Raw genomic sequence first — 25,584 nt, 5'->3', positions numbered from 1 at the left:
TCTCGCTCCGAAATTTCTTCGTGCAAAGGTTGTTATTAGCATCCAAATAAGAGTTAATATCTCTTATGTGCTAAATTTTTGACCTAAGAGTACAAGGGTTTGCCGTTACACAGCCTCAACCAATCAGGGATTCTCCGGTGAAGTTCATAAAGCGTTTATTATTTTTAACATTGATTTGCATAATTCTTGGAGTCACCACAATATTTGGCTTCTATCAGTACGTGAAGCCTGAATTGCCAGATGTTGCAACTCTAAAAGACGTTGAATTACAAACACCTATGAAGGTGTTTAGTCAAGACGGGAAGCTGATCGCACAGTTCGGTGAAAAGCGTCGTATTCCTGTTACTTATGACGAAATTCCTCAAGACTTAATTCACGCGCTCATCGCAACCGAAGATAGTCGTTTCTATGAGCATCCTGGTATCGACCCTATCGGCATCACTCGTGCAGCGGTTGTTGTTGCGGTTTCAGGCTCGGCTAAACAGGGTGCAAGTACGATTACGCAACAGCTAGCTCGTAACTTCTTCTTATCTAATGAGAAGAAGATCATGCGTAAGATTAAAGAGATTTTTATTGCTATCCATATTGAGCAGCTTTTAAGTAAGCAAGAAATCATGGAGCTTTATGTCAATAAAATCTTCCTTGGTTACCGCTCATATGGCTTTGGTGCTGCCGCTCAAGTGTATTTTGGCAAGAGCCTTGATGAATTGACGTTAAGTGAGATTGCAACACTCGCTGGTATGCCAAAAGCGCCATCAACCATGAACCCAATTTACTCTCTTGAGCGCGCAACAAAACGCCGTAACGTTGTATTAATGCGAATGCTTGATGAGAAATACATTACACAAGAGCAGTATGACGAAGCACGCAATGAGCCTATTGTGGCGCGTTATCATAGCGCTGAGATTGAGCTTTCCGCACCTTACGTAGCAGAGTTGGCTCGTGCATGGGCAGTAAAAGAATACGGTGAAGAAGAAGCTTATACCTCTGGCTTGAATATCTACATGACTGTGGATTCTAAACTGCAAGATGCTGCAAATACGTCTGCGGTAAATAACCTCTTGTCATACGATGAACGTCATGGCTACCGTGGTGCAGAAAGTGTGCTTTGGAAAGAAGGGGAAGCGGCCTGGGACAATGAGCAAATAGAAAAGCACCTGAAGAAACAGCCAACTTATGGTGACCTTTACCCTGCGGTTGTGACGAAAGTCGATGATAAGACGGCACAAGTATGGGTTAAGAACCATAAAGAGCAAACCATCCCTTGGACTGGAATGCACTGGGCGCGTAAGTACATTACTGATAACCGCCAAGGCTCAACACCAAAGTCAGCGCATGATGTGCTAGCGACAGGTCAACAAGTTTGGGTTCGCGAAGTAAGTGAAACCGATGAAGATGACAACACAACACTGAGCTGGAAACTGAGCCAAGTGCCGACAGCAAACACCGCGTTTGTTGCGATGAACCCAGAAAATGGCGCGATATTGTCGCTGGTTGGTGGTTTCAACTTTGTTCACAGCAAGTTTAACCGTGCAACCATGTCAGTGCGTCAGGTTGGTTCAAGTATCAAGCCTTTCATCTACTCGGCAGCAATTGACAAAGGGCTGACTCTAGCCACTTTGATTAACGATGCGCCGATTAACAAGTGGGATGCAGGTTCTGGTTCAGCTTGGCGACCAAAAAACTCACCACCGACTTATGGTGGTCCAACGCGTCTTCGCCTCGGCTTAGCTCAATCAAAAAACGTCATGGCAGTGCGTACACTCCGTGAAGTTGGCCTCGAGGAGACACGTCAGTACCTTACTCGTTTCGGTTTTGATATTAACCAAGTACCGCGCTCAGAGACCATCGCACTCGGAGCTGGCAGCTTAACACCAATGAAAGTGGCACAAGGTTACTCTGTGTTTGCGAACGGTGGTTATTACGTTGAACCATTCTATGTAGAACGCGTGGAAGATGCATTCGGTGAAGTACTGTTTAAAGCCAATCCAAAGAGTGTTTGTCATAAGGATTGTCCGCAAATGAGCGAGCAGCCAGAAAATCGCTACGCTGATGAATTTGGCGAACAAGACGTCGCAATTGATGGCCTTGCAACAGACAATGCCCTTGAAAATGATGAACCTCAATATGCACCGCAAGTTATCTCTGAACAGAATGCATTCTTAATGCGTGAGATGATGTACAGCAACATTTGGGGTGGCGGTAACTGGCGTGAAGGCACAGGTTGGAATGGTACAGGCTGGCGCGCGCAAAAACTTGGTCGTCGAGATATCGGGGGTAAAACGGGTACAACGAATGATTCCAAGGATGCTTGGTACAATGGCTATGGACCTGGTGTCGTTGCGATAGCTTGGGTTGGCTTTGATGATCATTCACGTGCACTTGGCCGCACCACTGTTAACAGCAACCTAGGGCAAGGCCAAATTTCTGGTGCCGAGTCGGGTGCGAAAACCGCAGAGCCTGCTTGGATTGACTTCATGCGTGTTGCGCTAGAAGGGACGCCGGAGCAAGGTAAAAATATTCCAGAGGATATTATTCGAGTTCGTATTGATCGCAACAGCGGTATGCTAACGCACAAAGTAGATAGCACATCAATGTTCGAATACTTTGAAAAAGGCACGGAGCCTACCGAATACGCTGGCGACCGTTTAGAAGATAGTATTTATTCTTCAGGCTCTGGCGCAGAAGAACTGTTCTAAATCACAAAAGCACAAGGGAGAGCATCAAGCTCTCCCTTTTTTATTTCTGCTTTTTATGCTGCAGCATTCAATGATGGATAAGAAGCCAACACCTCTTTAATCTTCGCTGCTAAAGCTTCAAACCTAGCTCGTAATGGTGAGCCCGGACGGTATACGAGAACGATATTACGCGAGGGGGTTGGGTTAACAGCTGGTACGTAGCATACGCCATCTTTTTGCTTCTCATTAGGGATAGAAAGCTGAGGCAATAACGTAATCCCCGCACCGGCAGCAACCATGTTGCGTAACGTCTCCAAGCTGGTGGCTTTAAAACGCTCATCGTCTTTTGCACCAGCGGCAAAACAAAAACCTAACGCTTGATCTCGCAGACAGTGGCCGTCTCCCAACGCTAAAACGGTTTTACCATTCAGCTCCAACATATCAACATGGTCGAGAGAGGCCCACTCATGGTCACATGGCACTGCGACACTTAATGGCTCTTGATACACTTCGATCTCTTTAAATGGCGCAGTTTCATCAACCGAAGCTAAAACTAAGCAATCTAGTTTGCCTTCTTCCAATTGACGCACTAATTGATGTGTCTGAGCTTCGTGCAGAAATAGCTCCAGCTCAGGAAATGCTTCTTTTATCTGCGGCAGAATTTTGGGTAGTAGATAAGGCCCAACCGTCGGGATGAAACCAATATGCATCGGTCCAGTCATGGCTCCGCTTTGACCGCTTGCCATATCTCTGAAGGTTTTCACTTCACTTAAGATGCGTTTAGCCTGCTCCACCAGCTGTAACCCTGAATCGGTAAACAAAACACGTCGGCTGCTTCGCTCTAAAAGCGTGGTCCCGAGTTCATCCTCTAGTTTACGAATTTGCCCACTCAATGTTGGCTGGCTAACAAAACATGCCTCTGCCGCTTTGCGAAAGTGCTTATGTTCCGCAAGTGCAACTAAGTACTCAAAATCTCGAATATTCATAATTCACGCTTCGCTTCTTTAACAATAGCTAATACCTATCAAAACCATAACACCAAACGATTAGAGCTATCAAAGGATTTTTACAATAATGGGCTCAACAAAACGAAACAGAGCGACGAAAAACGCTAAGCTCTATACGCATAATTTAAAATAGTTAAAGGAAATCATTATGTTTGTATCTAAAGAAGGTCAACAAGTCCCTCAAGTTACTTTTCCAGTTCGTCAAGGTGACTCTTGGGTGAATGTAACGACCGATGAGCTATTTAAAGGTAAGACCGTTATCGTATTTAGCTTACCGGGTGCATTTACTCCAACCTGTTCATCAAGCCATCTACCTCGTTACAACGAATTGTTCCCTGTATTTAAAGAGCACGGAGTGGATGAGATTATTTGTGTCTCGGTCAATGATACGTTCGTGATGAATGCATGGAAACAAGACCAAGAAGCAGAAAACATTACCTTCATCCCGGATGGTAATGGTGAATTCACCGATGGCATGGGTATGTTAGTGGATAAAAACGACATCGGCTTTGGCAAACGTTCATGGCGTTACAGTATGCTAGTAAAAGATGGCGTAGTGGAAAAAATGTTCATTGAGCCAAACGAACCAGGCGACCCATTCAAGGTGTCAGACGCAGATACGATGCTGAACTACATAGCGCCTGACTACAAAACGCAAGAATCCATCACTGTGTTCACTAAACCAGGCTGCCCTTTCTGTATGAAAGCGAAACAAAATCTGATTGACCACGGTCTTCAATATGAAGAAGTGATTCTGGGTAAAGACGCAACAACAGTTAGTCTACGAGCTATATCTGGTCGCACGACTGTTCCACAAGTCTTTATCGGTGGCAAGCACATCGGCGGTAGCGAAGAGCTAGAAGCGTATCTAGGCTAAGCTGTCCATAGCCTACACCCTCGGTCTCCGGTGCCTTTTGGCTCGGAGGCCAACCCTAAACCACTTCTTCTACTAGTCTAGATAAGTAGTCATCTACCAATAAGGTGACTACTTATCCAGATTCAACTATCCAATTCACTCTCCAAGCTCAATGTAGCTAGCTTGGCTTAAAACAAAAGCGAGAGTTCACGATGAAACAAGTTAATGTCGACGTAGCGGTTATTGGTGGCGGGACGGCTGGTCTTGGTGCTTATCGAGCAGCAAAAGCTCATACCAACAGCGTGGTAATGATTGAGGGCGGTCCCTACGGAACAACCTGTGCTCGTGTCGGATGCATGCCGTCTAAGCTGTTAATTGCGGCAGCAGAAAGTGTTCATCAAATCGAAAAAGCACCTGGATTTGGGATACACCCGCAAGGTGAAGTACGAATTAACGGACGAGAAGTTATGGATCGTGTAAAGCGCGAACGCGATCGTTTTGTTGGCTTTGTGCTTGAAAGTGTCGATGATATTCCCGCTGAAGACAAACTATCGGGCTACGCGAAGTTTGCCGATGACCACACTCTCATCATAGATGATCATACTCAGGTCACCGCACAGCGCATTGTTATTGCGACAGGATCTCGTCCAGCATATCCGGCAGCTTGGAATGAACTGGGTGATCGCCTAGTGATTAACGATGATGTATTTGACTGGGATGACTTACCAGAGTCCGTGGCAGTATTTGGCCCAGGAGTCATCGGCCTTGAATTGGGTCAGGCTTTACACCGCCTAGGAGTAAACGTGAAGCTCTTTGGCATTGGAGGACAAGTGGGCCCACTGACAGACCCAGAGGTGATGGCGTATGCAGATAAAGCCTTTAAGGAAGAGTTCTACCTTGATGCAGATGTAAAAGTCGAAAGCATGAAACGCATTGCTTCGTCAGACAATGACGGCGAAGACAAGGTCGAAATCCAATTCATCAACCATGATGGCGAATTAGAAACTTTCGTTGTCGATTACGTATTGGCTGCAACGGGTCGTCGTCCAAACGTAGATAAGCTGACGATCGAGAACACCAATGTGGCGCTCGATGAACGTGGCGTACCAACGGCGGATCACTATACATTGCAAACTTCGGTAGAGAGCATCTTCATCGCAGGTGATGCAAGTAACCAAATTCCACTGCTGCACGAAGCCGCTGACCAAGGCCGTATTGCTGGAGACAACGCAGGCCGTTTCCCAGATATTCGTGCGGGTCTGCGTCGCTCACCAATTTCAGCCGTGTTCTCCGACCCTCAAATTGCTATGGTTGGCGAAACATATAAACAACTAGAAACACGTCTAGGCACATGTGGATGTTTCGCAACCGGTGAAGTCTCGTTTGAAAATCAAGGACGTTCGCGCGTCATGCTTCGTAATAAAGGCATTCTGCATGTCTACGGAGAGCAAGGCACTGGACGTTTTTTAGGTGCAGAAATGATGGGCCCGAATGCAGAGCATCTTGCTCACCTTTTAGCATGGGCGCACCAAAATAGGATGACGATTTCTGAGATGTTAGATATGCCCTTCTATCACCCAGTGATTGAAGAAGGCGTCCGCACCGCTCTACGTGATTTGAATGCAAAACTACACTTAGGGCCAGAAATGGTGAAACATTGTCTTGACTGCGGCCCTGGCTGCTAACGCTTTCAGGCTTCTATCTAAATATAAAGCAAAGCCTCGTCATCAACGAGGCTTTGCTTTACTACTTCGGCGCAATGAAATCTCTCTTACGCTGCCATCATTGCATAGCGGCTGACCATACAAATCGCGACAACACCGATCATAAAGAACCCACCAGCGATACTCAGCGCAAGTTTCAACTCTGTCGACATCATTATATTTCCTGTTAAAGACTGACAGCGCACCATACATCAATTACGTGCCACAAAGCTTTTACAAAGCTAACTTTCCATTTTTGGTTGTGTCATAGCTCTCTAAGTCCGGTACAAGAAACGCTTTCCACCATTTAGTTAGATATATAATCTGAAGCAACACTAATGGTTTGGAAAACACTATGACTTGTCGCCGCTGCGAAGAACATTGGTTTTGGAAAAAACTTGGACGTTGCCAACGATGCTTGGATCAATTGACGGTACTTTCTGTACTGTGTTGGATTGTATGGTGGTTTACGCTCAAAGATGATCCACAAAGCATCGAGTCGATCGCTTTGATCTTTGCCGGCTTCGCTTTCAACGTTTTGTTGTTTTTACACTTATGGATGCGTTTTGTCATCTTGCCTTGGCAGCGTCGACGGGGACAAAAAAAGGCGAATAAAAAAGAGAAAAGTGACAGATAGAAAAAAGCCCCAAAACCAATGTCAGTTCTGGGGCTCTCTTAGATTCTTCTAAGAAAAAGCAGTGGTACTTTAATAGACCGGGCTTCCTCTCAAAGGTTCCAAATTTTTTCGATTTTTTTAGCGAATACTGATGTAAGTAAACAGGAAAATGACTATGTCATTGAATGCTAATAAAATCACTCCACAACTTCAGTTCATGCCACATGCGTTTTTTGGATCACTTGCTCCATTAAATTGATCTCAAGCGCTACCTCATCACATGCATGTTGACGTGGGCACTGATCGCAATCTTTCAGAACTTTCTCCGGCAGTAATGACTTCGATGTCGGTAAAAAGCTTTGCTTCATAAAGAACTCAGGCGTTCGCGTTAGAACAAAGACTTTCTTGATCGCCATCTGGCGCGCTTTCTCAACCAAATAGTTCACAATCGCACTGCCCTGCCCTTGGCCTTGCCAGCCCGCTTCGATACCAAGAGAGCGTATTTCAGCCAACCCTGAGTCATACACATATAGAGAAGCGCAACCCGTCACTTCACCATGATGCTCAGCCACCGCGAAAGAGCCAATATCTCTCACGAGCTCATTACGAGAGCGCGGAAGATTCTCACCAAGGTTCGCCCAGTAAGCAACCATACCTTCCAACGTTTCAATGTCCGTCAAACGTGCAGGACGCACTTTCACCGCCGAGCTGTCACGCTGGCTCAGGCGCTTATCCGCTTGTTCTACCGCGTAAGCGACCTGGTGAGGCGAAACCCCCCCCAAAGCACAACGCTTTTCCAAACACGAATCGATAGTCAGAATGTCATACACATCATCTTCAATCACCTCAGAGAAGGCTTTTAGCTCTTGCAGAGACAATTCTTCCAGCGCACAGCCTTTAGCAATAGCACCAACGACCGCGACACCGACGATGTGGTGAGCTTCACGGAATGGGATGCCTTTCGCCACTAGGTAATCAGCCAACTCAGTCGAGTTTGCGTAACCTTGTTTCGCCGCTTCTAGTGTGCGCTCGCCATTCACTTTAATACCGTCAAAACACAGAGCTGCCATTTCCATGCAGTCGTTCCATGTATCTAAAGCGTCAAACAACCCTTCTTTATCTTCCTGCATGTCTTTGTTGTACGCCAATGGCAAGGCTTTAACTGTCATCATCATGCTCGATAATGCGCCATAGACACGCCCTGTCTTACCACGGATCAACTCAAGTGCATCTGGATTTTTCTTCTGTGGCATTAATGACGAACCAGATGTCACCGTATCCGCTAACTCAATGAAGTTTGACTCGCCTGAATTGTAGAAGATCATATCTTCTGCAAGACGAGAAAGGTGAAGCATAGAAATCGACGCCACCGACATCAGTTCCATCACATGATCACGATCTGAAACCGAATCGAGTGAATTACGCGTAGCACGGTGGAAACCGAGATTATGTGCTAATTGTTCGCGATCAATCGGATAAGCCGTTCCCGCTAAAGCACCCGAGCCAAGTGGACAAGTGTCGAGACGCTGTAAGGCATCATTCAGACGAGAGTAGTCACGCTCGAACATTTCAACATAAGCCAAGCACCAGTGAGCAAAGGTTACAGGTTGAGCACGCTGAAGATGAGTATAGCCTGGCAATACGGTGCCTTGGTGCTGTTTAGCAACATGGACCATTTGTGCTTGTAGGCGATCTAAAGCAATCAATAATTGCTGACCTTGCTGACGACACCAAAGTTTCAAGTCTGTGGCGACTTGGTCATTCCGAGAACGCCCAGTGTGGAGTTTTTTACCTAAATCTCCCACTTTACTGATTAGCTGCTGTTCAACCCAAGAGTGGATATCTTCTGCATCAGAGCGAAGAATTTGGTGAGGGTCTTCCATCACTTCTAACTTCAGCTCATTTAAAGCAAGTTCCAGTTTTTGCTGTTCTTCTGCCGATAGCACATCAACAGAAAGCAGAGCTTTAGACCATGCGATTGAACCTACGATGTCTTGCTCAGCCAATCGGTAGTCAAAACGCAACGAATCATTGAACTCTTTAAATCTGGTGTCTGCCGCTTGGGTAAATCTTCCGCCCCATAATGCCATTGCGTCTCTCCTGATGACTATTGCTTACTCTAACGTTCTCGAATGAGTAGTAACCAATTTGATGGTCATTTGCTCACTTTTTCTTATGGGTCAACGTTACGGCAATTTCGATAAAAAATAAAGTATAAATTCAATATTTTTACATATATATTCAAACAAACTTTAGATACTCGCTTTTAGAAACCAAAAGACCCGCCTATAAATGGCGGGTCTTTATTCAATCCAAGATGGATGTTAATGGATTATTTCTTCTGGCTGTTCAATGCACGAATACGGCTTGATAGCGAGTAAAGACGGATGAACCCACCTGCATGGCTTTGGTCGTAAACTTCATCTTCACCAAAAGTCGCGAACTCTTCTGAATACAAGCTGTTGTCAGAACGTTTTTGCGTCACTGTCGCTTGACCTTTGTAGAGCTTAACAACCACTTCACCGTTAACGTCTTGCGCTAGCTCTTCTGAAGCGGCAAGGATCGATTTACATAGTGGCGTAAACCAACGGCCATCGTATACAAGGTGAGACGCTTTTAGACCTAGCTCCTCACGGAATTCGAATGATGATTTGTCTAGCACAAGCTGCTCTACAGCACGCAGCGCTTCCATCATGATGGTGCCTCCCGGTGTTTCATAACAACCACGAGACTTCATCCCAACAAGACGGTTTTCCACGATATCGATACGGCCAACACCGTGCTTAGCGCCCTTCTCGTTTAGGTAAACCAGTGCGTTATATGGTGTCATCACTTCACCATCAACTTCGACCACTTCACCTTTTTCTACTTTCAGCGTGACGTATTCCGCTTCATTTGGCGCTTGCTCTGGGTCGACAGTCCACACCCAGCAGTCTTCGTTTGGTGCGTTCCACGTATCTTCTAAAACGCCGCCTTCCGTCGAAATGTGCCATGCGTTTGCATCACGTGAATAGATCTTAGTAAGAGACGCAGAGCAAGGAATATTACGCTCAGCTAGGTAATCCAAACACTCTTCACGGCTCACTAGGTCCCACTCACGCCAAGGTGCAATCACTTGTAAGTCCGGTGCTAGTGCTGCGAATGCGCCTTCAAAACGTACTTGGTCGTTACCTTTACCTGTACAGCCATGACACAGAGCGTCCGCGCCCACTTTACGTGCCACTTCAACCTGCGCTTTGGCAATGATTGGACGCGCCATTGATGTACCTAGCAGGTACTTACCTTCGTAGTACGCGCCGGTTTTTAGCGTTGGGTAAATGTAGTCTGCGACCATTTCTTCTTTCAAGTCCGCGATGTAACACTCAGAAGCACCAGAGGCTTTTGCTTTCGCTTCAATGCCTTCTAGCTCTTCGGCACCTTGACCAACATCGGCAACGAAAGCCACTACTTCACAGTCGTAGTTCTCTTTTAGCCACGGGATAATTACTGAAGTATCTAGACCGCCTGAGTATGCGACTACCACTTTATTTACGTTCACTTTGCTCATGTTTTTTCTCCAAACTTAACTGGCGCTGCGCTCGGCGGTCAGTGCCAACTACGACTTCCTAATATTGAATTCTTTTGCTGATGCTTATTGAGGCAAGAATTGAGTACCAATACTTTCACCAGCGAATAACTGTGCTAATTTTTCTGGGTAACGCCAGGTCGCGACTTCAATTGGACGGCCAAGATCATTGGCGGCCTCCAAAGCGGCTTTAACTTTGACGATCATGCCATCGGTGATCACATGTCCATCGATCAACGAGTTAGCTTGCTGCTCTGACAGGGTTTTGATCAAATGGCCTTTTCCATCTAATACACCACTCACGTCTGATAACAGGACTAACTCCGCATCTAATGCGCCCGCAACCGCGACTGCTGCTTGATCAGCATTCACATTCATCATCTGGCCATCTTTGGTTAAACCAATTGAACTGATGATCGGCAGTGCACCTGTGTTTAGCACCGCTTGTAATAGTGCTGAGTCACCCGGTGATGCTTTGCCTACCGCGCCGAGTTCTGGGTCAAGTTCTTCAACAAGACACAAACCACCATCCGCAAGGCTAAGGCCCACAGCGTTAAGACCGTCCGCAATCGCTTGACCTTGAAGTAACTTATTCGCAGTGCCTGCAAGCGCGCCTGCAATCACAGGAATTTGATCGTAAGGTGTTACGCGTAAACCGTTTTTCTTTACGGTTTCAAGCTGAAGCTTTGCCATCAACTCATCAACTAGGTAGCCACCGCCATGAACGATGGCGATTTGTCGCTGTGCCGATTTTTGGTAAGCCGCAATGGCACCAAAAAGTTGGCTTAAGGTTTGAGTGCATGATAGAGCTGCACCACCTAGCTTAATGACTAAAGGAGCTTGATTGGTTTGCGTCATCGCATTTCCCTCTTTCAACGACTACAGCAACGCTGTCAGTTCTGGGTAACCGTAATGAATATTGAGACATTGCATCGCTTGACTCGATGCACCTTTAAGTAGGTTGTCGATAGCTGAAATCACAATGATGTGTTCGCCTTGTACCTTCCAGCCGATATCACAGAAAGGGGTATTTTCGACATCCTGAATACGTGGAATACCGTCGCCTTTAAGACGCACCGCAGGCTTGCCTTGATAAGCTTGTTCAAACGCCTGTGCCACTTGTGCTTCTGTCACACCTTGCGCAAGCTTCATGGTGATCGTGGCAAGAATGCCGCGTTTAAAGTTGCCGAGGTGCGGAGTAAAAATCACATCGCAACCCAAGTGCTGAGCAATCTCTGGCTGGTGACGATGGTTAAATACACCATAAGGTTGCAAGCTCACTTCACAGAAGCTGTTAACCATGGAGGCTTTACGCCCGGCACCAGATACACCACTGGTTGCGTTGATCACTGGCCATTGGTTGGTATCGAGCAACGCATGTTCTAATAAAGGTTTGATTGCAAGCTGTGAAGCGGTTGGGTAGCAACCTGCTACTGCAATCAAAGGAGTGGTTTTTATTGATTCTTGGTTCCACTCTGCTAAGCCGTATGCTGCTTTATCTAGCCAGTTGTTATGTTGATGTGCGAAGCCATAAAAAGTGTCGTAAAAGCCTTCACTTTTCACACGGAATGCACCCGATAAATCGAATACCTGACAGCCTGTCTCCAGGAAAGTTGGGGCTAAATCATGGCTGACTTCGTGAGCCGTTGCCAAAAACACCACGTCCGATTCTTGAGCGATTTGCAGTGGATCCGTTAGTGGTAAAACTGGCATATCAATGATGCCCGCTAGCTTACCGTGTAGCTGCGCGATGCTCTTTCCCGCATCAACACTGTTGGCGGAAACGTATAAACCTGATAGCGTGAGTTGTGGGTGTTTATTAACCATTAACGCTAACTCTGCGCCGGTGTAACCGCTGGCTCCAATAATCGTGGTTTTTAGCATTGTGTGACATCCATATACTTAAAGGCTCAAATGACTATTCATATTTAATTTTTGCTTTATTTTGATTTTTTATTCATTAAATATGATTTAATATGTGTTTTACATTTTTGTGGTCTGTCTGTCAACAGGAGATTTGAAGAATCCATGCAATTACCAACTTTTCTAGAGGTCTATGAAGGACTCATCAGCACCTCTTCTATCAGCTCCACGGATCCGAGCTGGGATCAGGGCAATGCAAAAGTCATCGAAAAACTCGCATCTTGGTTTAAAGATCTGGGTTTTAGCGTTGAAGTGATCGAAGTCGAGCCAGGCAAGCACAATATGATCGCACGTATGGGAGAGGGAGAAGGTGGCCTTTTACTTGCTGGCCATAGTGATACCGTGCCATTCGATCAAGGGCGATGGAATTTTGAACCGCATAAACTGACGGAAAAAGACAACCGCTTCTACGGTTTAGGCACAGCAGACATGAAAGGCTTTTTCGCCTTTATTTATGAAGCAGTGAAGAAAGTCGATTGGAGCAAGCAGAGCAAACCACTTTACGTATTAGCCACTTGTGACGAAGAGACCACCATGCTGGGCGCGCGACATTTCACAGCAAACGCCCCATTTAAGCCGGATTACTGCATCATTGGTGAACCCACCAGCCTTGTACCAATTCGAGGTCATAAAGGGCATGTGGCAAATGCCATTCGCGTAACAGGCAAGTCCGGTCACTCATCGGACCCAGCGCTTGGCGTTAACGCTATTGAGATCATGCATGAAGTCATGTTCGCCATGATGCAACTGCGTGACAAATTGATTAAAGAATATCACCATCCGGGTTTTGCCATTCCAAGCCCTACCCTAAATCTTGGACACATTCACGGTGGTGACAGCGCTAACCGTATTTGTGGTTGCTGTGAGCTGCATTACGACGTGCGTCCTCTTCCCGGCATTAGCCTTGATGGTTTAGAGAACATGTTGCGCGGAGCATTAAAAGAAGTCGAAGCGAAATGGCCTGGGAGACTGGAGATTATTCCATTGCATGAGCCTATTCCGGGTTACGAATGCCAACATGACCACCCATTTATTGGTGGTGTTGAAGAGATCTGCCAAACCAGTTCAGAAACCGTGAACTACTGTACTGAAGCACCATTTCTACAGCAGTTGTGTCCAACCTTGGTGCTCGGCCCTGGGTCAATCGACCAAGCCCATCAACCGGATGAGTTTCTATCCTTCGACTTTATCGACCCCACAATTGATGTGCTTTCAAAGGCGATGGTCAAGTACTGCTGTTAATACGCGTTTAAGCTCGAAAGTCTGTGCAGCTCGATTGAGCTGCATCTTTTTATCTTCACAATTTAGCGCTAGTCTTAACACTTATTTAACTTGTTATTTTGTAATTAATTTTCACTTCTTACTCTATGGCTGCCGTAAATTTGCTCTAAATCAGGAGACAGCGGAATAATTGCAAACTTAGTCTGCTTTATTTGACTATAACTGGTGCTTTTCGCTAGATTGGAGTCTTAACAAGGACAATGGATGTAGTTTTTTTACGAGGCAGGACGACAATGAACGAGAAATACGCCGCACTCAAAAGTAATGTGCGCATGTTAGGCCACTTATTGGGTAACACCATTCGCGATGCCCATGGCGAAGAAATCTTCGAGAAAGTGGAAACCATTCGTAAATTATCCAAATCAGCTCAAGCAGGGAATCAAGCAGACAGGGACAGCTTGATCGAAGAAATCAAACATCTACCTGATGAGCAGCTAACGCCCGTTACTCGCGCGTTTAACCAATTTCTAAACCTCACCAATATCGCTGAGCAATACCACACGATTTCACGCCATTGTGAAGAGCACATTTGCGAACCAGACGCGATTAACTCGCTGTTTTCTAAACTGGTACAAAACGATGTGAGCAAACTGGACACTGCCCAAGCGGTTCGTGATCTGAATATTGAATTGGTATTGACGGCTCACCCAACAGAAATTACGCGCCGCACGATGATCAACAAACTGGTCAAGATAAACGAGTGCTTATCAAAGTTGGAGCTAAGCGATCTTTCTTCTAAAGAGCGCAGAAAAACCGAACGCCGCCTAGAGCAACTGATTGCCCAAGGCTGGCATTCAGACGTGATTCGACAACAACGCCCTACTCCGTTGGATGAAGCAAAGTGGGGCTTTGCGGTCGTTGAAAACTCTCTATGGGAAGCAGTACCGGACTTCCTACGTGAGATGAATGACCGTCTAAAATCTTACCTTGGAGAAGGTTTACCCATTGATGCTCGCCCAGTGCACTTCTCCTCTTGGATGGGCGGTGACCGTGACGGTAACCCGTTTGTTACTCACAACGTTACGCGTGAAGTCTTACTTTTGTCTCGTTGGAAAGCCGCCGATCTTTATCTCAATGACATCAACGAGTTGATCAGCGAGCTGTCTATGACAGTTTCAAACGATCAAGTCCGTGAGCTTGCTGGCGAAGATCAGCACGAACCATACCGTGCGATCCTGAAGCAATTACGCACTCTGCTCAATGAAACCAAAGATATTCTCGATGCTAAGATCCACGGTCAAAAACTGGCCGTTAAAGCACCACTGCAAAAAGTCGAGCAACTTTGGGAACCGCTGTATGCCTGCTACCAGTCACTAAACGAATGTGGCATGGGTGTAATAGCCAACGGCTCACTACTGGATACACTACGCCGCGTAAAAGCATTTGGTATCCATCTTGTACGTCTTGATATCCGCCAAGAGAGCACGCGTCACTCAGACGTCTTGTCTGAACTAACTCGCTACTTAGGTATTGGTGATTACGAACAATGGAGTGAGCAAGATAAGATTGCTTTTCTAACTAACGAGCTGGCATCTAAACGTCCGCTTCTCCCTCGTGATTGGGAACCGTCTGAACCCGTCAAAGAGGTTTTGGATACCTGCAAGATTGTTGCAGCACAACCGCGTGAAGCGTTTGGCGCTTACGTTATTTCAATGGCACGTACCGCCTCTGACGTACTCGCCGTTCATCTACTGCTACAAGAAGCTGGTTGCCCTTACCGCATGGATGTGTGTCCTCTGTTCGAAACGCTAGACGATTTGAACAACGCGGAATCGGTCATCAAGCAGCTTATGGGGATTGACCTTTACCGTGGTTTTATCCAAAACCACCAGATGGTCATGATTGGTTACTCTGACTCAGCGAAAGATGCAGGTGTTATGTCTGCAGGTTGGGCTCAGTATCATGCGATGGAATCGTTAGTTAAAGTGGCTGAAGAAGAAGGCGTTGAGCTAACTCTATTCCATGGTCGTGGGGGCACAGTCGGTCGCGGTGGCGCACCTGCGCATGCTGCGCTTTTGTCGCAACCACCAAAAAGCTTGAAAGGCGGTTTACGTGTAACAGAGCAAGGCGAGATGATCCGCTTTAAACTGGGACTCCCAGATGTCGCAGTAAACAGCTTTAACCTATACGCAAGTGCGATTCTGGAAGCCAACTTGTTACCGCCACCGGAGCCAAAACAAGAATGGCGCGACTTGATGGAAGTGCTATCAGAAGTAAGCTGTGAGTCTTACCGAAATGTGGTTCGTGGCGAGCCAGATTTCGTGCCTTACTTCCGCCAAGCAACACCAGAACTCGAACTCGGTAAGTTGCCACTTGGTTCTCGTCCTGCAAAACGCAACCCTAAGGGCGGAGTAGAAAGCTTACGTGCAATCCCGTGGATCTTCTCATGGAGTCAAAACCGTTTGGTACTTCCTGCATGGCTAGGCGCAGGTGAAGCGATTCAATACTCGATCGATAAAGGCCACCAAGCATTGCTCGAAGAGATGTGCCGCGAATGGCCGTTTTTCTCTACTCGTCTCGGCATGCTAGAGATGGTGTACTCGAAGTGTAATATTGATATCTCTCGCTACTACGATGAGCGATTGGTGGATGAGTCGCTCCGTCCACTCGGTGAAAAACTTCGTGCTCAGCTTCAAGAAGACATCAAAGCGGTACTGAATGTAGAGAACAATGAAAACTTGATGCAGCATGACCCTTGGGGACTCGAGTCGATTCGCTTACGCAATATCTACGTTGAGCCATTGAATATGCTACAGGCAGAGCTACTATACCGCACGCGTCAAACCGAAGAAGCTTCTGCAAACTTGGAAGAAGCGTTGATGGTGACGATTGCTGGTATTGCTGCTGGTATGCGCAACACAGGCTAATCGTTTCATTTTTAATAAAAAGCTGGGCAAATGCTCAGCTTTTTTTTATCACAGGATAATCGCACCAAAACAAAGGCAGTTAAATATACCACTATAGACCCAAAAAATACCAAAATAAAAGAATAAAAAACCACAAGTTAACACTATTGATTATTATGTTAGTTTTTTAGGGTAATTTTGTCCTACTATTCCACTTCATGCTTATTATTTATATACTACTTGCCTGCTGAGAGCTCATAAATCCAATCATACCTGCTCCAGCCTTGATGGGACTCCCCATCTCTCTAGGTGATAAACGGCTTTAAGGTGACAGGACCAACATTGTTGGTGCTACTTATACATTAAAAAACTCAAGTGCCAGTAAGAGCGCAGCTGAAAGTATAAGTAGCTTGTTTACAAGTTTATTGACCATTTGGATTGAAGACATGTCATTACCACACGTAATCTTAACTGTTCTTAGCACTCGCGACGCAACCGGTTACGATATCACTAAAGAATTCTCTGCTAGCATCGGTTACTTCTGGAAAGCAAGCCACCAACAGGTGTACCGTGAACTCAACAAAATGGCTGAGAAAGAACTGGTTACTTGCGTATTAGAACCCCAAGAAGGCAAACCAGACCGCAAGGTTTACTCCATTACAGACGCTGGTCGCAGCGCTTTAGGAGAGTGGTTTGATCAACCAACTGCACACCCAACAGTTCGTGATGAGTTTTCAGCGAAATTGATGGCATGTGCCGTTCAACCAGCGGCTCCATTCCGTGACCAACTCGCCGAGCTAGTTGAAGAGTCTCGCAAACTGGTTTCTCACTACAAAGAAATTGAAGCGGCTTACTACGCAACGCCGTCAACTTTAGATAAACAAGCTCGCCTAGAACGTCTAACGCTTCGCCGTAACCTACTGTTACGTGAAACTTGGATCACTTGGGCAGAAGAAGTTCTAACTGAACTTGAAGTGATTGGTTAAACTCCTTTTGCTTTGATAAAACGAAAAAGGCTTGCCACTTGGCAAGCCTTTTATCTTTTTGAAACCAGATTTACGCACCGACTACTGCGCGAGGACGAACACCCAACGTATGGCATAACGCGTAAGTCATCTCTGCACGGTTTAGTGTGTAGAAGTGAAAGTCCTTAACCCCTTCACGACTCAGTACACGCACCATATCAATAGCTTGGCTAGCTCCTACAAGCTGGCGAGTCACCGGATCATCATCCAAACCATCGAATTGTTTGCTCATCCATCCTGGTACTTTCACGTTGTTCTGTGCCGCAAAGCGAGAAGCTTGCTTAAAGTTCGATACAGGCAAAATTCCTGGCACAATTTCTACGTCAATTCCTGCTGCGACACAACGGTCACGGAATCGCAGGTAAGACTCAACGTCAAAAAAGAACTGAGTAATAGCACGGTTTGCACCTGCATCTACCTTACGTTTTAGGTTCAATAAGTCAGACTGAGCGCTTTTAGCTTCAGGGTGAACCTCAGGGAATGCAGCAACGGAGATATCGAAATCGTGGCGTGATTTCAGCAGCTCAACCAAATCCGAGGCATACATATCAGGCGCACCGCCACCTGGAGGAATATCACCACGCAGAGCGACGATATTTTCAATACCATTGTTCCAATAATCATCGGCAATATTAATCAACTCTTCACGAGTCGCATCAATACAAGTGAGATGGGGAGCGGCAACCAATCCGGTTGTTGCTTTAATTTCTTTAATGATGGAGTGTGTTCTGTCACGCTCGCCGGAGTTCGCACCGTAAGTCACAGAAACAAATTTAGGTTGAAGCGTTTTAAGACGGTGCACTGAATTCCAAAGTGTTTCTTCCATCTTAGCGCTGCTTGGCGGAAAAAACTCAAACGATACATTGATGTTATCTGATAACTCAGCAATATTCTGGTTCAAGGCGTCGATATGGCCTGCGTGCGTATATCCCATCTTACTCTCCCTGCGGCACTCCGCCACGAAAACAAATCCTTAAAATCGACGTTTAGACGTCTATATGTCTACAGAATGTATTGAATACGATTTAATGTCAACCTTGTAATTATGAATTTTTCTCAAGTTAATAATGAAGATAGTTCAAGTTTCTACTTGAGCATCATCTCGCCATTTTGCACGGGTTATGACTTCAGTATGGCACTGATAGGGGAATAAAAAACCCTGGATTAATTCCAGGGTTTTTAGGTCAATCGCAACTTTAAAATAAACCAGCCAATCGGTTGAGGTCGGATTGAATAGCGCCGGCTGTCACTTCTCTGCCTGCGCCTGGTCCTCGAATGACCAGAGGGTTATCTTTGTACCACTTGCTCTCTATGGCAAAAATGTTATCGCATGGCAATAAGTTGGCGAGCGCGTGCTCACGAGATAACGCTTCGACTCCCACCGTTGCTTTACCATTTTTTTCTAAACGCGCCACATAGCGAAGCACTTGATCGTTTCTCTGTGCTTTTGTCAGACGCTCTTGAAGTATTTCACTCAACAATGCTCCATTATCGAAGAAATCATCTAAGCTCAGTTCTCTTAATTCTTCTGGCACCAAAGACTCAACTTTAACGCTGTCTGGTTCTATATCTAGGCCCGATTCTCGAGCCAAGATGACTAACTTACGCATTACATCGGAGCCATCTAAATCAGAACGAGGGTCAGGTTCGGTTAACCCTTGCTGCCAAGCAAGATCGACTAAATCATTAAATGGCACAGAACCATCAAACTGTTGGAACAGCCATGATAACGTCCCCGAGAAAATCCCCGATAGAGCGACGATTTCATCCCCACTTTCACGAAGATCTCGCACGGTATGGTTTATCGGTAACCCAGCACCAACCGTTGCGTTGTATAGCCAATGACGACCAATTTTAGCGAATGCATCTTGAACCTGATGGTAGTACTGACTATCTGCGGAACCGGCCACTTTGTTAGCGGAAATCAAATGAATGCCTTGCTGTGCGATTTCTACGTAGCGCTGAGCTAACTCTTTACTCGCGGTAACATCAAGCACGACGGCTTCATCATAGCTTTTAAGCGCTCCCAAACGTGCCAGCCAATCCCCATTGTTGGCTATGCTTTCATCATCAAATCGTTCAGCAACACTCGCCGCCTCAATACCTTGCTCATCGAACCAATAGGTTTGGCTATCCACAACCGCGACAAGATCAAAGCTCATACCATGACGTTTTTCGAGCTCACTTTTTTGCGTCGCAAATAAATTTAACCAACTAGAACCAATATTACCCTTGCCACATAAAGCCACTGCCACGCGTTTTTGCGCTTGGAACAACTGGCTATGAATCGTTTGAACCAACGCCTCGGTATCAGTACGGCGCAAAACAGCGACTAGGCTCAGCCCTGAGTCTGTTTCAGAGATAAATTCTACCGGAGAGTGCTTTAGCTTCTGATAAAAGCCAAAGCAATGATTGGCGTTTTTCGTAACGCCTGCACCTACCGCAGCTAAGAGCGAGTAACCTTCTTTTAGCTTAATTTCTGCCTCTACCGCAAGCTCTTGCAAGTGTTTCAATGCACCACCGGCGATTTCTGCGGTGTAAGCCAAGCGTAGCGTATGCTGATCGGATTGAGCTTCAAATGCCAGTGGCTCTAATTGCGCGCGCTGCAACGCTTGTAATACATCACTCTGTGTTTTTTCGAAGTCGTGCCCATGCATGAAAGACAACTGCACCAATAAAACATCATCCAGTGAAGTAATAATTTTAGCGCCACGACCAGATGCCAATACACGCTCAATACGAGTAGAACCCGACTCTGGCAGATAGCTACACTTGAGATTAAGGTCCATGGTACTTTGCGCCACAGGCTGAAGCGTACGACTGTGTAGCACTGGGGCAGCTAAGCGAGCAAGTTCACTGGCTTCATCCAATCGAAGTAACGGTAATAAACAAGCGTCAGACACCAAACGTGGATCGGCACTATAGACACCAGCAACATCACTCCAAATCGTGACAGTACTGACTTCAGCAAGCGCGCCTATGACCGTTGCAGAATAGTCAGAGCCGTTACGACCAAGTAGAATGGTTTCTCCTGCCTCGTTCTGAGCCATAAAGCCAGTAATTACCACACGTTTATGGTTATGCTGCGCGAGGATCTCTTTAATTAAAGGGTATGAACGAGCGCGATCAACCTCTGGTTGAGTTCCCGCTTCTGCACGTAAAAACGCTCGTGCATCTTGTGCAACCGCAGGGATAGAACGTTGAGATAATAACGCGGCCAATAGGCGAGCAGACCATACTTCTCCGTGCCCCAGTACCGCGGCTTTTTGCGCATTAGTGAGTGGTGCAGTCAGCTCCGAGAGAGTACTGAACTCATCATGTAATAAAGCTAACAGCTCTTCTTTTGTTTCACTCTCCAACAAGCTTTCTATTAGCTCAGTTTGAAACTGTCTTAAGCTTTGAAGCGCTTCATGCGCAATTCGGCCATCTTTATTTAACCCTTCCAAAAACTCAATCAAGCGGTTAGTGGTTTTTCCTGCAGCAGAGACGACCACCAGATCATTTTCTGTCGAATACTCCTTGAGAATACCCACAACGCGTAAGTAGCATTCTGGGTTTGCTAAGCTACTGCCACCAAACTTATGCAGCTGACGTTGTACAGTCATTGTTATCGTCTCCTATTACTGGGTAGCTTTAGCGAACGCTTGTTCTAAATCTGTGATGAGGTCTTGTGCATCTTCCAAACCGACAGACAAACGCAATAGTTGATGAGAGACCCCAGCCTCCGCCAGCGCCTCCTCACCCATTGCACGGTGCGTCATGGATGCTGGGTGGCAAATCAAACTTTCTACACCACCTAATGACTCTGCTAATGAAAACAGTTGGAGCTCTTTCACAAACACCTTTAACTGCTCAAACGAACCAGCAAACTCAAAACTCAACATAGAGCCAAAGCCCGTTTGCTGCTTTTTAGCAATGTCGTGACCTGGATGTTCCGGCAGGCTTGGATGATAGATAGTTTTAACTAACGCTTGTTTCTGTAGGTAAGCTAGTACCTGCTGTGAGCTCTCTTCATGTACTCTCATACGAGCAGCAAGCGTACGAATACCTCGCAGTGTCATGTAACTATCGAAAGGTGTGCCCGTTGCACCAATACAATTACCCCACCATGCAAGCTCTTCTGCATGCGCTTCTGTGTTGGTGATGATTACCCCACCAATTACGTCCGAATGACCGTTGATGTACTTTGTTGTGGAGTGGATAACAAAATCCGCACCTAGCTCTAAAGGTTTTTGGTACACGGGTGTCAAAAAGGTATTGTCCACCGCAACTAACGCGCCGATTTGTTTCGCTTTTTCACAAGTAGCTGCAATATCCACTACGCGAACCAGAGGGTTTGACGGAGTTTCTAGCAAAATGAGTTTTGGTTTTTGTGCCAATGCAGCATCTAAAGCCTGTTCGTCTGATTGATCGACAAACTGAACCTTAAAATCGCCTTTGTTAGCTCGGGTATTAAAAAGACGATAGGTACCACCATAACAATCGTGAGGAGCAATAATGAGATCATCTGGGCCGAGAAAAGCGGAAACCCATAAATTTAATGCCGACGTACCGCAGTTAGTAACAACCGCTCCTTTTCCAGACTCAAGTTCAGATAGCGCACTTTCCAACAGTCCGCGGTTTGGATTACCAGATCGTGTGTAATCATACTTGGGCACTTCACCAAAAGCAGGAAAACCATAGTTAGTGGAAAGATAAATAGGTGGAACGACAGCATGATATTGGCTGTCTGATTCAATACCAGTGCGTACTGCAATGGTCGCAGGTTTGCGAGTGCTCATGGGTGTATCCTTTCACGGGTAATGACTTCTAAATAGGAATGCGCTATATCTAATGAGTAACATAAAGTGATCAACACGCTTCCTTTGCTGTTATGTTCACTTTACTCGTCAAAAAATGAGACGTCAACACTTCTAGACGTCTATATGTCTTTGCTTATGGCGGTAAATGCAGCTAAAATCAGCACCTAAATTATTTTTAACCGATTACATAAATGAAGGTGTGCAATGGCTGACTGGAATGGCGAATACATTAGCCCATATGCAGAGCACGGCAAAAAAAGCGAACAAGTAAAAAAAATTACCGTCTCTATCCCGCTAAAAGTTTTAAAGGTGCTAACTGATGAGCGTACTCGCCGTCAGATCAATAACTTACGCCATGCAACCAATAGCGAATTGCTATGCGAGGCATTTTTGCACGCGTACACAGGTCAGCCACTTCCGACAGATGAAGACCTTCGTAAAGACCGTCCTGATGATATTCCAACAGAAGTAAAAGCGCTGATGACGGAAATGGGCATCGAATTTGAGTCATTCGACGAAGAATAAAAAAGCCTGATAAGAGGTTTCAGGTAATAACTCTTGCCTCGAGCCAAATGAATGACATAAAAAATGGGACGCAATAGCGTCCCATTTTTGTGTATCACATCTGAAAGATATATTACTCTGCCATGTAGTTTTCAGGCATCTCGATACGAGCTACACCTGAATTAACCGCCGCCTGAGCAACCGCTTTTGCAACACGTGGTAGCAAACGTGAATCCATTGGTTTTGGAATAATATAGTCCGCACCAAACTCTAGCTTATCAACACCTGCAGCCTTCAATACGGCTTCAGGTACAGGCTCTTTTGCTAGCTCACGAATCGCCTCAACGGCTGCAAGTTTCATTTCATCATTGATTTCACTTGCACGCACATCAAGAGCACCGCGGAAAATGAATGGGAAACACAATACGTTGTTAACTTGGTTAGGATAATCACTACGGCCAGTACCCATGATCAAGTCATCACGAACTGCGTGAGCAAGTTCCGGCTTGATTTCAGGATCCGGGTTAGAACATGCGAATACGATTGGCTTATCTGCCATCAACTTCAACGCTTCCGCTGGCAATAGGTTTGGACCAGATACACCTAGGAACAGATCTGCACCTTCAATCACGTCTTCTAGTGTGCGCTTATCTGTATTGTTCGCAAATAGCTGCTTATATTCATTAAGATCATCACGACGAGTGTGAATCACACCTTTGCGATCTAGCATGTAGATTTTTTCGCGCATTGCGCCGCATTTGATCAGAAGCTCCATACACGCTACAGCGGCAGCGCCAGCGCCAAGACAAACAATTGTTGAATCTTCAAGTTTCTTACCTTGAAGTTCGATTGCATTCAGCATACCCGCTGCCGTTACAATAGCAGTACCATGTTGATCATCGTGGAATACTGGTACATCACAACGTTCAATCAGACGCTTTTCAATCTCAAAACAGTCTGGTGCTTTAATATCTTCAAGGTTGATACCGCCAAAAGTGTCTGCAATGCTCGCAACAGTATCAACAAATTCATCGATCGTGCGGTGCTTAACTTCAATATCAATAGAGTCAAGACCTGCAAAACGCTTAAACAGTAACGCTTTACCTTCCATCACTGGCTTAGATGCAAGTGGACCTAGGTTACCTAGACCTAGAATAGCGGTACCGTTAGAAATAACAGCAACCATGTTCCCTTTTGCAGTGTACTTGTACACGTTATCCGGGTTTTGTGCGATTTCACGCACTGGCTCTGCAACACCAGGGCTGTAAGCAAGGGCAAGATCACCCGCCGTTTCCGCAGGCTTTGTCAGTTCGACAGCAATCTTTCCTGGAGTTGGATAAGCATGGTAATCCAATGCTTTTTGGCGATGTTCTTCTTCTGGAGTGGCTGCTTGGTGGTTGTCTTCAGACATGGACGTTTCTCTTTTTTATTTTTAGGTAAGGGGGCATAAATTCTATCGGATAGAAATCAAACTTCATAGGCAAGATTGCGAGCAATATCCTTAAAAAGCCGATAATAAAAGAGATTAGACCAGATAACGGGGTTAAGCACCTGATTTTCGAGTCAGGTGCTCTTTCTTCTTACTATTATTGGAGTATGCAAACTCAGAAAGTATCGTTACTCTTCGTCCACGTATTGCGCTTGGAGATAATTCTCAATACCAGACATTTCAATCAAGCCAAGTTGCGTCTCTAGCCAATCAACATGTTCTTCTTCATCTTCAAGAATATCTTGGAAGAGATCTCGAGACACATAATCTCGAATGTCTTCAGCGTAGGCAATCGCATCTTTTAAATCTGGAATAGCCGCCATTTCAAGCTTTAAATCACACTCGAGCATTTCCTTGGTATCTTCACCAATCATCAACTTACCTAAATCTTGTAGGTTCGGTAGGCCTTCAAGGAACAAAATACGCTCAATTAGATGATCGGCATGCTTCATCTCATCGATAGATTCGTGATATTCCTTGTCTGCTAGGTGCTTTAAGCCCCAGTCTTTATACATTCGGGCGTGAAGAAAATACTGATTAATAGCGACGAGCTCGTTACCGAGCACTTTATTGAGATGTTGAATGATGATTGGATCGCCTTTCATGACAAAACCCTCCTCTTTGGCTTCATTTAAATGTAGAAGCAAATGAGAAGGTGTCAAAATGTAAGGCAAATAATTACTGCATACTTACAGCAATTAGCTGGCTTGTTTAAATTCAGTGTAACTAGTTTCCGCTAAAATTTCCTTGGCCTGTCTGATGCACTTACCACATTGGCTGCCCAATGCCGTGCACTTTTTGATTCCTTTAATATCTGTTACGCCTTCATCTATCGCCAACTTCCTAATTTTTTTGTCGGAGACACCATGGCAAAGACAAACGTACATACTCAAAAAACCTATAAAACTAATCTGTGACAAACAATATAAACAAGAATAGTTCTTGTTACCAGTCGCATTATGGTGTCCGCTCAGAATATTTGGTTATAACGATTTTACCGCTGCAGGAAAAGATCAAAGGGTTAAGAGGGGTGAGTAAAAGCGTTAAGAAACAAAGCCGGTAAAACTCTGTTTTTAAATCGAAAAAGTGACGTCTTTTATTTCAACACTTATAACTAAATGTAATCTAGAAATGAAAAAGGGAAGCCTAAGCTTCCCTTTTCGATGCGCTTTCTTCAAAAAGAAGAACAGTGCAAGATTTCGTTTAATTCGTTATGAATTAGTCGAAGATCTTAGCAACAACACCAGCACCTACTGTACGGCCACCTTCACGGATCGCGAAACGTAGAC

General features: G+C 45.5%; 19 protein-coding genes and 1 pseudogene. 8 read left to right on the top strand and 12 right to left on the bottom strand.

Going from position 1 to position 25,584, the window contains the following annotated elements:
* Positions 1-137: 137 nt before the first annotated feature.
* Positions 138-2,699, top strand: a complete 2,562-nt coding sequence (locus R7Q38_RS21370; RefSeq protein ID WP_318114349.1) for a PBP1A family penicillin-binding protein — start codon at positions 138-140, stop codon at positions 2,697-2,699.
* A gap of 53 nt (positions 2,700-2,752) precedes the next feature.
* On the opposite strand, the gene oxyR is transcribed toward R7Q38_RS21370, so the two are convergent.
* Complete coding sequence (gene oxyR / locus R7Q38_RS21365; RefSeq protein WP_005381326.1) at positions 2,753-3,664, bottom strand: DNA-binding transcriptional regulator OxyR; 912 nt, start codon at positions 3,662-3,664, stop codon at positions 2,753-2,755.
* Positions 3,665-3,833: 169 nt separating this feature from the next.
* Here oxyR and R7Q38_RS21360 point away from each other — a divergent pair, with 169 nt between their 5' ends.
* From R7Q38_RS21360 to R7Q38_RS21350, 3 genes are all read left to right on the top strand, one after another.
* Entirely contained in the window at positions 3,834-4,562 is a 729-nt protein-coding gene (locus tag R7Q38_RS21360; RefSeq protein WP_005382781.1) for a redoxin family protein, read from the top strand.
* 191 nt (positions 4,563-4,753) lie between these two features.
* On the top strand, positions 4,754-6,226 hold the full coding sequence (locus tag R7Q38_RS21355) for a dihydrolipoyl dehydrogenase (protein ID WP_005382783.1): 1,473 nt from the start codon (positions 4,754-4,756) through the stop codon (positions 6,224-6,226).
* A gap of 373 nt (positions 6,227-6,599) precedes the next feature.
* Positions 6,600-6,881 (top strand): DUF3624 domain-containing protein, encoded by a 282-nt coding sequence (locus R7Q38_RS21350; protein WP_017633527.1) that lies wholly within the window; start codon positions 6,600-6,602, stop codon positions 6,879-6,881.
* Between the two features lie 194 nt (positions 6,882-7,075).
* Here the strand turns inward: R7Q38_RS21350 and argH are convergent, their stop codons facing one another.
* From argH to argC, 4 genes are all read right to left on the bottom strand, one after another.
* Entirely contained in the window at positions 7,076-8,950 is a 1,875-nt protein-coding gene (argH, locus tag R7Q38_RS21345) for an argininosuccinate lyase (RefSeq protein WP_017633526.1), read from the bottom strand.
* Positions 8,951-9,192: 242 nt separating this feature from the next.
* Complete coding sequence (locus R7Q38_RS21340; protein ID WP_005381332.1) at positions 9,193-10,407, bottom strand: argininosuccinate synthase; 1,215 nt, start codon at positions 10,405-10,407, stop codon at positions 9,193-9,195.
* Between the two features lie 84 nt (positions 10,408-10,491).
* Positions 10,492-11,283, bottom strand: coding sequence for an acetylglutamate kinase (gene argB / locus R7Q38_RS21335; RefSeq protein ID WP_005381333.1), 792 nt, complete (start codon positions 11,281-11,283; stop codon positions 10,492-10,494).
* A gap of 21 nt (positions 11,284-11,304) precedes the next feature.
* Positions 11,305-12,309 (bottom strand): N-acetyl-gamma-glutamyl-phosphate reductase, encoded by a 1,005-nt coding sequence (gene argC, locus R7Q38_RS21330; protein WP_053350729.1) that lies wholly within the window; start codon positions 12,307-12,309, stop codon positions 11,305-11,307.
* 144 nt (positions 12,310-12,453) lie between these two features.
* Between argC and argE the strand changes: the two genes are divergently transcribed.
* From argE to R7Q38_RS21315, 3 genes are all read left to right on the top strand, one after another.
* Positions 12,454-13,590 (top strand): acetylornithine deacetylase, encoded by a 1,137-nt coding sequence (gene argE / locus R7Q38_RS21325; RefSeq protein WP_213900083.1) that lies wholly within the window; start codon positions 12,454-12,456, stop codon positions 13,588-13,590.
* Between the two features lie 272 nt (positions 13,591-13,862).
* Positions 13,863-16,496 (top strand): phosphoenolpyruvate carboxylase, encoded by a 2,634-nt coding sequence (ppc, locus tag R7Q38_RS21320; RefSeq protein ID WP_005381336.1) that lies wholly within the window; start codon positions 13,863-13,865, stop codon positions 16,494-16,496.
* A 425-nt stretch (positions 16,497-16,921) separates the two neighbouring features.
* Entirely contained in the window at positions 16,922-17,461 is a 540-nt protein-coding gene (locus R7Q38_RS21315; RefSeq protein ID WP_005382791.1) for a PadR family transcriptional regulator, read from the top strand.
* Positions 17,462-17,531: 70 nt separating this feature from the next.
* On the opposite strand, the gene metF is transcribed toward R7Q38_RS21315, so the two are convergent.
* The 3 genes from metF to R7Q38_RS21300 all read right to left on the bottom strand — a co-directional run bounded on the left by metF (position 17,532) and on the right by R7Q38_RS21300 (position 22,281).
* A complete protein-coding gene (gene metF, locus R7Q38_RS21310; RefSeq protein ID WP_005381345.1) occupies positions 17,532-18,434 on the bottom strand; it encodes a methylenetetrahydrofolate reductase in 903 nt (300 codons plus the stop codon).
* Positions 18,435-18,696: 262 nt separating this feature from the next.
* Complete coding sequence (locus R7Q38_RS21305; protein ID WP_171343379.1) at positions 18,697-21,105, bottom strand: bifunctional aspartate kinase/homoserine dehydrogenase II; 2,409 nt, start codon at positions 21,103-21,105, stop codon at positions 18,697-18,699.
* Between the two features lie 15 nt (positions 21,106-21,120).
* Entirely contained in the window at positions 21,121-22,281 is a 1,161-nt protein-coding gene (locus R7Q38_RS21300; protein WP_005382793.1) for an O-succinylhomoserine (thiol)-lyase, read from the bottom strand.
* A 225-nt stretch (positions 22,282-22,506) separates the two neighbouring features.
* On the opposite strand from R7Q38_RS21300, the gene metJ reads away from it, so the two are divergent.
* Positions 22,507-22,827 carry a met regulon transcriptional regulator MetJ gene (gene metJ / locus R7Q38_RS21295; protein WP_005381353.1) on the top strand — a complete coding sequence of 107 codons (321 nt, stop codon included), beginning with the start codon at positions 22,507-22,509 and terminating at the stop codon, positions 22,825-22,827.
* Between the two features lie 112 nt (positions 22,828-22,939).
* Here the strand turns inward: metJ and R7Q38_RS21290 are convergent, their stop codons facing one another.
* The 4 genes and pseudogenes from R7Q38_RS21290 to R7Q38_RS21275 form a co-directional block, all read right to left on the bottom strand.
* Positions 22,940-24,217, bottom strand: a complete 1,278-nt coding sequence (locus R7Q38_RS21290; RefSeq protein ID WP_005381358.1) for a malic enzyme-like NAD(P)-binding protein — start codon at positions 24,215-24,217, stop codon at positions 22,940-22,942.
* A gap of 206 nt (positions 24,218-24,423) precedes the next feature.
* Positions 24,424-24,900: a bacterioferritin gene (gene bfr / locus R7Q38_RS21285; RefSeq protein WP_005381359.1), complete on the bottom strand. Its 477-nt coding sequence runs from the start codon at positions 24,898-24,900 to the stop codon at positions 24,424-24,426.
* A gap of 93 nt (positions 24,901-24,993) precedes the next feature.
* Positions 24,994-25,182, bottom strand: coding sequence for a (2Fe-2S)-binding protein (locus R7Q38_RS21280; RefSeq protein ID WP_005381360.1), 189 nt, complete (start codon positions 25,180-25,182; stop codon positions 24,994-24,996).
* A gap of 331 nt (positions 25,183-25,513) precedes the next feature.
* Positions 25,514-25,584, bottom strand: a pseudogene (locus R7Q38_RS21275) (elongation factor Tu); the annotation flags it as partial.

The organism is Vibrio sp. Vb0598 (genome assembly GCF_033338935.1).
GTDB classification, from domain to species: Bacteria; Pseudomonadota; Gammaproteobacteria; order Enterobacterales; family Vibrionaceae; genus Vibrio; species Vibrio alginolyticus.
This window is presented reverse-complemented; position numbering and strand designations above follow the sequence as displayed.